General features: G+C 47.4%; 10 protein-coding genes. 4 read left to right on the top strand and 6 right to left on the bottom strand.

Features of this window, described 5'->3' with window-relative positions:
- Window positions 1-18: 18 nt before the first annotated feature.
- From AC5JLB_RS10445 to AC5JLB_RS10435, 3 genes are all read right to left on the bottom strand, one after another.
- A complete protein-coding gene (locus AC5JLB_RS10445; protein WP_495873770.1) occupies window positions 19-204 on the bottom strand; it encodes a hypothetical protein in 186 nt (61 codons plus the stop codon).
- Window positions 205-449: 245 nt separating this feature from the next.
- Entirely contained in the window at window positions 450-656 is a 207-nt protein-coding gene (locus AC5JLB_RS10440) for a hypothetical protein (RefSeq protein ID WP_495873769.1), read from the bottom strand.
- Window positions 657-671: 15 nt separating this feature from the next.
- Window positions 672-938, bottom strand: coding sequence for a hypothetical protein (locus AC5JLB_RS10435; RefSeq protein ID WP_495873768.1), 267 nt, complete (start codon window positions 936-938; stop codon window positions 672-674).
- Window positions 939-1,172: 234 nt separating this feature from the next.
- Here AC5JLB_RS10435 and AC5JLB_RS10430 point away from each other — a divergent pair, with 234 nt between their 5' ends.
- A complete protein-coding gene (locus tag AC5JLB_RS10430; RefSeq protein WP_495873767.1) occupies window positions 1,173-1,394 on the top strand; it encodes a helix-turn-helix domain-containing protein in 222 nt (73 codons plus the stop codon).
- 13 nt (window positions 1,395-1,407) lie between these two features.
- Here the strand turns inward: AC5JLB_RS10430 and AC5JLB_RS10425 are convergent, their stop codons facing one another.
- Window positions 1,408-1,557: a hypothetical protein gene (locus AC5JLB_RS10425; protein WP_495873766.1), complete on the bottom strand. Its 150-nt coding sequence runs from the start codon at window positions 1,555-1,557 to the stop codon at window positions 1,408-1,410.
- A gap of 390 nt (window positions 1,558-1,947) precedes the next feature.
- Between AC5JLB_RS10425 and AC5JLB_RS10420 the strand changes: the two genes are divergently transcribed.
- The 3 genes from AC5JLB_RS10420 to AC5JLB_RS10410 all read left to right on the top strand — a co-directional run bounded on the left by AC5JLB_RS10420 (window position 1,948) and on the right by AC5JLB_RS10410 (window position 5,268).
- A complete protein-coding gene (locus AC5JLB_RS10420; protein WP_495873765.1) occupies window positions 1,948-2,148 on the top strand; it encodes a hypothetical protein in 201 nt (66 codons plus the stop codon).
- Between the two features lie 324 nt (window positions 2,149-2,472).
- Window positions 2,473-5,106, top strand: coding sequence for a DUF5906 domain-containing protein (locus tag AC5JLB_RS10415; RefSeq protein ID WP_495873764.1), 2,634 nt, complete (start codon window positions 2,473-2,475; stop codon window positions 5,104-5,106).
- The gene (locus AC5JLB_RS10410) at window positions 5,107-5,268 is read left to right on the top strand and encodes a hypothetical protein (RefSeq protein ID WP_495873763.1); all 162 of its coding nucleotides are present in this window, start codon (window positions 5,107-5,109) and stop codon (window positions 5,266-5,268) included.
- On the opposite strand, the gene xisF is transcribed toward AC5JLB_RS10410, so the two are convergent.
- Window positions 5,265-6,836, bottom strand: coding sequence for a fdxN element excision recombinase XisF (xisF, locus tag AC5JLB_RS10405; RefSeq protein ID WP_495873762.1), 1,572 nt, complete (start codon window positions 6,834-6,836; stop codon window positions 5,265-5,267). The genes AC5JLB_RS10410 and xisF overlap by 4 nt on opposite strands.
- A 164-nt stretch (window positions 6,837-7,000) precedes the next feature.
- Complete coding sequence (locus AC5JLB_RS10400) at window positions 7,001-7,135, bottom strand: hypothetical protein (RefSeq protein WP_495873761.1); 135 nt, start codon at window positions 7,133-7,135, stop codon at window positions 7,001-7,003.
- Window positions 7,136-7,505: the final 370 nt, after the last annotated feature.

Genomic DNA, 7,505 nt, shown 5'->3' with positions numbered 1-7,505 from the left:
TAGCTCTCGGTTGCCTTCTTACCAAACTCGGACACACTCAAAATTGATTCCTTGCTTCACAGCAGCCGCCGTGATCTTGGCTCCTCGACCGGAGAGATGCTCCTTGATTTGCTCTAGTACGGGGCGGTCTGTGGAGCCAAGATAGTGGTGGACTTGTCCTCTGGAGTCATTGAGATTGCCCAGAGGACGGGAGAAATGGAGCAATTAGCAGGGCACTAGCGACTGAAACGAGCCTTGCAGCCGTTCACGTTGTTTCAAATAAAATCGACTTCGGCGCGAGACATGGTTTTCAGGTTTTCTTGATGGGTGGCAGCCGCATTATCGAGACACTGCTCGGAAGGTTTCGGCGCGGACAACAGATGCGCTTAAAACAACAGCAGAAAGTGCGGTGGCAGCGATGATTTGAAATTTCATGATTGATTTCCTCCAATGTTTAATGAGTTTGGAAATTAGAAGGGCAAAATCTTGGCTACGAGGTCAGCAGAGGCAGTGACGATCCACTGACCGTTGATGTTTGGGGTGAGGGCGATCGCGCCGGTGCGATGCTGATTCTTGGCGTCTTGCCAGTAGGAAAGGTCAGTGAGAGCGAGAACTAGTAAAGAATGAGTGCGTTGATAACTAAGGGCGGAGCTTTCCGCCCAGATGATGGTTTGCATATCCGGACTTGCTCCTTAAGGGTTAGCGCGGCGCATCGCGTTGTGACCCGCGCCGAATCCTTTGGAGTAATGGGTGTTGCCTGACATGGAGCCGAGCATTCCGCGTCTGTTGAAGCCGTCCTGATAGCCAGCGCTGTAGGCTTCATGGGGAGAAACAGTGCGAGCACGGTTGAAGGCACGGTTATTGGTGGGGTTGTTGGAGCCGTAAAGGAGGAGGTCTAAGCGACCTGAGCCGCGTCCACCAGAAGTGAGTTGGGCGCTGGGTGAAATTGTTGTTAGCATTAGTTTCAGAATTTAAGGTTCGTAGAGAAGCGGCACTCTGTGGAAGGTGAGCCGCTTTCTCTATGCCTTAATAGTATCAGCTAGTTAGTAATAATATCAAGCGAATAGCAATACTAACTACTTATAGGTCCGCGAAATCCGAATAAATAGTATTAATTAGTTAATAGTACTAGTCACATGGTTACTGCTAACTATGTGGTAATATCAGCGTAATGGTAAATTGGAGGAATGCCAGTGATAAACAAAATTAAGCCGTTCCTCGACAGCAGAGGAATGACACCCTACCAGTTCAGAAAGACGGTGGGAATTGCTCAGCGTACAGCTTATGACCTGTACAACAATCCGGAGCAGCTTCCCTCATCCGTCGTTTTGAGCAAAATTTGCGATGCTTTCGAGGTTCAACCTGGTGAACTTCTGGAATGGAAGCCTAAGACTGAACTAAAAGCTGCAAGCTAATTTACGAGCGGTATTAGTTTTTATTCTCTGTGAGTGGAATCTCCGGCAGTTCGCGGCGTTTGGGAAATCCACTGTCCGAAGGGTGCTGTTGAGTAAAGTCGAGCCGCGAAGCGTGTGGATGGAGCAAAGTGATACTCCGCCCATTTGCGGCAGAAATGTTCATTCAAGCTTCTTCTAGTTGATTGAGAACTGAATTGTATGATTCAGTAATAACTTCATTACTAAAGTTATTACTGAATTTCAATTCTAAACCAGTGATATCAAGAGGTTCTAGACCTTTGCCATTTAGAGTAAATTGTACTGTCTTATAATTGATGAATTGTACTGTCTTATAATTGATGAATTGTACTGTCTTAATAACTGAATCTAATCCTAATTAAAGGCTTTAAAAATCGTTGGTGTTGTATTGAAACGCGATAACTAGCAAGGGATACAGAGATTTAAACTATTAAGTAAAAAAAATCTCGATAAAATTACGAAAAATGATGTAGCCTTCTCCCAAATTTTCATGTAGCATGATTATTTGTGTTGCGATTCTTTGGAGTTAAATGCGATGTCATCTTGTGACGGGGTTAAAGGCTGGGCAAAACAAACGGCTCACTTAACTCAGCGAATTCCTGCTGAGCTACGGGATCTAATTACCTACGCTGCTCAAGTCGAAAATACAAAGCGCTCAAATATTGTTCGTCAAGCTCTAGAACGCGGTTTGAGTCAGTACAAAGCGCAAACAGAAAACCCTCCGAAAGCTGCTTAGCAGATATCGAAGGGTTTCTTCTTAACCAAATTCAGAAGCAGCGAGAAGTTTGGCCACGAATCGCTGCTTCCTCTATGCCTAAAACGGAGGGCAATTAGCCTTGAATTTTACAAGTTTTCAAAAATCTCGTCAAACCTCTGAACCTATTCTAACCGATTCTCTCAAGCTTCACCGAGCTTGCCGACGATTAGAGAGAATAGACCTCGCGAGTCTAGGGAGGCAAACAAAACGCCTTTGGAATAAGAACATCAGCTTGCAGCAAGACTCGGAGATTGTACTGGATGATGAACTCGCAGCTCTCTTGAACAAGGGAGGCTTGCGATAATGGACAGAGAACCTCAAAACAAAGGGTTTAACATTCTTAACTTCCTAGATCTGCTAACCCCTGTTCCTAATTGCAAGAATCGGTATATTTGCCCGGTTTGCGGCGGAAATAACCTGACTGTCAATCCAGAAAACGGGAAGTACCAGTGTTGGAATCAATGTGAGTGTTCCGATATTCGAGAAGCGATCGCACCGTGGGAAGAAAAGCAGAAAGCAAAGTCCGTTCGTCCTAAAGCCGATCGCACTTGGGTCTACCGCGATCGCGCTGGTCGTGAAATCATGCGGACTCGCAGGATTGACGACGGCAACGGTAAGCGCCAAATCTGGCAAGAGTACCGCCATAATGGGCAATGGATCTCAGGCGGCAAGCTGAGTGAGGATGTAAAAACCTCTCTCAAAGCAGTAGTGACGCCTTACCGCTATCACGAGTGCTTAGCCGCAATCGAGCAAGGGAAGCTCATTATTTGGGTTGAAGGGGAACCGTGCGCGGATGCCCTGTGGAAAATTGGGATTCCTGCAACGACGACGATCGGCGGCTCCAGTGCTTACGGCAAAGGCAAGTATTCCGGCTTGTTTGATGGCGCAAAGTTGGTACTGTCACCAGACTGCGATCGTCCCGGAACTAAATACATGGGTCAAGTCGCGAAGGACTATCCACATGCTCAATGGCTGTACCCTTTCCCTGACTCACCAAAATGGGAGAACCTGCCAGCAGACAAAGGATTCGACGTTGCAGATTGGAATAATCAGGGTGTAACGGCAGAGCAGATTCTAGGCGAGATCGGCTCTAAAAAGTTAGAGGGTACATCTGACAAGAATGATCGACCAGAACAAAGCCTCTCGTTCAAGCAAGAAGGCGAATTTTCCCAAGTCGCGGTCTCAAAGCTCTACAGCGGTACGAGTTGGATCTCGATTGACGGCAAGCTGCATAAGTGGATGGGTACTCATTACGAATTTGCGCCTGATGAGATCGAACTTCAGAGAATCCAGAGTTTAGCTGAAACAATTAGCTACTACAGCAAAAAAATGGCGAGAACGGTCTTCCCATATGCCGCTTCTGCAAGGGTAAAAGCTGCCCTGGAATGGGCAAAAATGAAATTCGCTGTACTGCCTGAATCGATTAATCCTCCTGGGCTGAACTGTTTAAATGGTGTACTGCAAGTTTCTTGGCGAATTGTTCCGCCTGAGACTCGCCCCAACTCTCCCGAATTTGTTCTTCTACCACACTCGCCCGACCTTCGATACATTTATGCGCCGATTGTGAAGTATGAGCCTGACGCTGACTCGAAGGACTGCGATCAATTACTAACAGCTTTGGATGAAGCACAATGTCAAGTATTCCTTAAAACGATCTCGTCAGCCTTTGACATCGACACAGTTCGCAAGTTTCACGGGCGTAATGTCCGAGCCTTACTTTGCAAAGGGGTTGGGTCGAATGGTAAGGATGCCCTACGAGAAGCGGTTGCCTTGCTGTGGGGGCGGACAGGAATGACCTCTGTTGCGCTTGAAGACTTCGCGCAATATGACGAGGGGCGAAAATTTCCCCTCTCACCTCTAGCCTCTAGCCGAATCAACTGGGCTTCAGAAAATAGAAAATCGGTTTCTTTGGATAGCCTACAATCACTGAAGCGGGCGATTACAGGCGATCCACTGCACTACGAGCTTAAAGGCAAAGATCATAAAGAGTTTCAACCAAAAGCCATTCATCTTTTTAACGTGAATGAGATTCCCTATCTGAAAGGCTCTCAAGAAGCAATTCAGTCTAGATTTTCAGTTTTATCTTTCAATAAAATTTTCAAGAAAGGTGCAAACCCTGATAGAGGCGAAATTGAAGCTGATCCTCGTTTCAAATATGATGCCGACTTTGTTGAATCAAACATCCTGCCTTCCTTGCTGAATCGACTGATTGCAGCGTTTAAGTCTTTGATGATGCAGGGGATTGACTTTGCTTGCTGTGATGCCGCAATGCAAGAGATTCAAATCAACCAGTCCTATTTATACGAGTTCGCATTAGAGCAAAACCTGGTGTATGACCCCGATTCAATTATGCCGATCTCGGACTTGTGGGCACATCTCGAAAATTATTATAGAGAGACCGGTGTTTTGCAGATAGAAGTTGTGGGCGATCGCGAGATTCGCAAATGGGAGGATCCGAACCGCCCAGGAGATCAGTACGTGAAAGGGCAGAATCAGGTAGCGCAACGATTCATCAGCCTCTATCCTCAGTGTCAGAAAGTTCCACTTGGCAAAAATCGCTATGGCATTAGGGGTTTGACATTTAAGGCAGTTGAGCCGTCTTCGGTACCTCTACAATCCGTATCAGATGCACCGAAGGCGGCTCAACATCAAGAAGTCTCAGATTTGAAAAAAGCTGGCGAGCCCAAACCCAAGGAGCGACCAGCAGAACTGCCCGACTGGGTAAGGAAGGGCACGATCGCCTTTCATATTCCAACAGGCACAACATTTGAGGTCAAGCGCGTAACAGGGGACTCAGAAAAAGGCTTCAAGCTTGGGACTCTCTCAAAAGAAGAAAGCGATCTCACCGGGAGACGAGGCAATCGATATTCACTTTCGGAATGTTGTGCCGAAGGTAAGGTTGCGCGACAACAACTATTAAACACAGGAGTTTGGTAGATGGAGACTCCGAAAAAGCTACTCAACCGCAAGATTCAAGAGTTTCGAGATCGCACCGAACTACTGCAAGCGGTATCAGACTCAGCAGAGCCAACGGACGATGGACGGTATGTTATTCCTGCCAGAGTTCTTGAAGCAGTACGAAAATTACTGGCGGCTTAGACCTCTAAGTCGATCGCGACAATTTCACCGTCTAGCGCCCATACCGTATCGACCAACCATTGAAATAACCGCATTCGCTCATCTTCGTTGCAGAACTGCCAAAAGTCCGGGTTCCTCAGAATTTCAACGGCAGAATCCTGCTTTTCAGTTTTTGCGATGGTTGCCTGTTTGAAGTTGAACTCTATTTTTTTGATTTGCTCGTCAGTTTCTGCGATCGCGCGTTCGATCGTAGGGTTATTTCCTAACACTCGAAGCCCTTCGCGTTGTTCCCGCAGTTCCCCCAATTCGGGCGGTTCTAGCATGAGTTCTGGGGTTTGACGTAATGCGTCAATCCGTTCGGCAGCACGGGTTAGCGCCTCAATAATTGCCAACTCTGCACGATCGTTGCGAATAGATTTTGTTTGATTACATCGTCCGGCGATCGCGTTCTTACATTTGTAATAATTTCGCCATCCTCCGGCTCTTGGCTTCGACGATTGAGATTTCATCGGCGCGTTGCAGGCTTGGCAGCGCAATAACCCAGATATGGGATAGCGGCGATCTTTGGCGGAAACGAGCCACTTTCCCCTGGTTTGCGCGTTATATCCGAGCATCCTCCTGATTTCTTGGGCCTGTGACTCGGTAAGCAACGCCTGATCCGGGTGTGTATCTTGCCGAATGTCCCACTGCTCTTGAGGAAGCGTTTTTCCATACTTTCTGCGGCCAGCAGAATCTAAACCTAAGAGTTCACGGGTGTTATACGGGGTGTGCCCTCTCAAAACTGGGCTGAGAAGCCAGTTCTTTAGCCCCTTATGAGACCACTGAAATACGCCTCGTCTTGAAAAACGGTGAGATCGCATCGATTCAAAATCGTCGTCCGCATTCAAGATAAAAGACGTTGCAACACTTTTTTCTTTTGATAGCTGTGGGTGGCTGAATCGCTGAACGCCGTACTTCTCATGAATCAGTGCGATCGCTCTAGTGAGACTTCTCCCCTCGAAAAATAGCGCAATACAGTCCCTCGCTAAATCAGCGCGAGTAGCTCCCGTGTGTTCACGGTCATCAACACGATCGCAGAGTAAACACAGAAACGGGGTGTTGTCGAGCCTATAATGCCTGTCAGCAGCGGTGTATCCCCACGGTAGAGAAACGTTAGCCCGTTCGTTTTTGCGTCGGGATTCATGCCCTTTCTGGCTACGTTTCCGAATGGTTTGGATTTCCCGCTTAGCGATATGCACTCCCAAGCCTGCGAAAAATTCACCATCCTCATCCAGGATGTTGATTGACTCATCCAATCCAGTTAGAGGAATGCCGCGATCACGCATCAATTTTACTACCCGCTCAAACAGCGCAGGTGAGGCAGTAAGGCGATCAAGCCGAGTCACCCGGACTTCGATAATTTCCCCCGCTTCAATGTCGGCAATCAGCTGCAGTAACGCTTCTCTACAATCATCGGCGCGAGAGGCGATATCGCTATAGACGCGATCACAACCAGAATTTCGCAACCGCTGAATTTGGTTGCTTAGAGCAACCTGATACGCCTGATCTTCCGTCGAGACTCGCGCCAATCCTGCAATGATTTTGCCCATAGATTAGCCAGTTTTAGGCAGTTGTTAGGCAGTGGTTTAGCCAGTTTGAAACCTCAAAAACCTCATTATGCAAGCATTTTAGTCAAACAGAGTTAGCCAGTTAGTCAGTTTGGAGAATCGTTAATACTTCTGTTACTGTTTACCGCTCTCCTACCTGTCCGCAATTATGACACGGGAACGGCAGCATCGGGAAGTCCCACCACAACGATCGCTGGGAGTCCATTGGCAACGTCTACTTCAACGCCAACTTTAACCGCGTCGATTCCAACTAGCGCCGCACTCCAAACTCTTGCCAGCATGTTTTTTCCTACTCATTCTTGTCGGTAGAATGCCCTACATTCTGGCTGCACCAACAGGATAACTGCTTATTGAGACGGTTCGGGGCATGGGGTATTAGGGCGATTGCATCTAAAACTTGACTTTTGCTTTCGGGTCTGACGAGCTAACGGTCGCGGTTAGCACCTGCCGATCACCTTTGCCACATCATCGGCGGGTTGCAACAGTCCGTTGCATTGGAATTTGTGCGGTGATAGCTACAACGATTTCGGTCGAGTAGTAACAATTTTTGCAACTACTTTTTGATTAATTTGAATCCGTTTCTCTACCTGCTTCTTAGCTCGACTTTATCCATTAGGCAGCATAGCAAAGTGCCTCTAACCAACAGCTAAA

The organism is Myxacorys chilensis (assembly GCF_059505265.1).
The sequence above is the reverse complement of the archived record's forward strand: the minus strand, read 5'-3'. Positions and strand labels throughout refer to the sequence as shown.

Coding starts and splice junctions, on each gene's coding strand:
- AC5JLB_RS10440 (WP_495873769.1), bottom strand. CDS start 656: ATGCAAACCATCATCTGGGCGGAAAGCTCCGCCCTTAGTTATCAACGC.
- AC5JLB_RS10435 (WP_495873768.1), bottom strand. CDS start 938: ATGCTAACAACAATTTCACCCAGCGCCCAACTCACTTCTGGTGGACGC.
- AC5JLB_RS10425 (WP_495873766.1), bottom strand. CDS start 1,557: ATGAACATTTCTGCCGCAAATGGGCGGAGTATCACTTTGCTCCATCCA.
- AC5JLB_RS10420 (WP_495873765.1), top strand. CDS start 1,948: ATGTCATCTTGTGACGGGGTTAAAGGCTGGGCAAAACAAACGGCTCAC.
- AC5JLB_RS10415 (WP_495873764.1), top strand. CDS start 2,473: ATGGACAGAGAACCTCAAAACAAAGGGTTTAACATTCTTAACTTCCTA.
- AC5JLB_RS10410 (WP_495873763.1), top strand. CDS start 5,107: ATGGAGACTCCGAAAAAGCTACTCAACCGCAAGATTCAAGAGTTTCGA.
- xisF (WP_495873762.1), bottom strand. CDS start 6,836: ATGGGCAAAATCATTGCAGGATTGGCGCGAGTCTCGACGGAAGATCAG.
- AC5JLB_RS10400 (WP_495873761.1), bottom strand. CDS start 7,135: ATGCTGGCAAGAGTTTGGAGTGCGGCGCTAGTTGGAATCGACGCGGTT.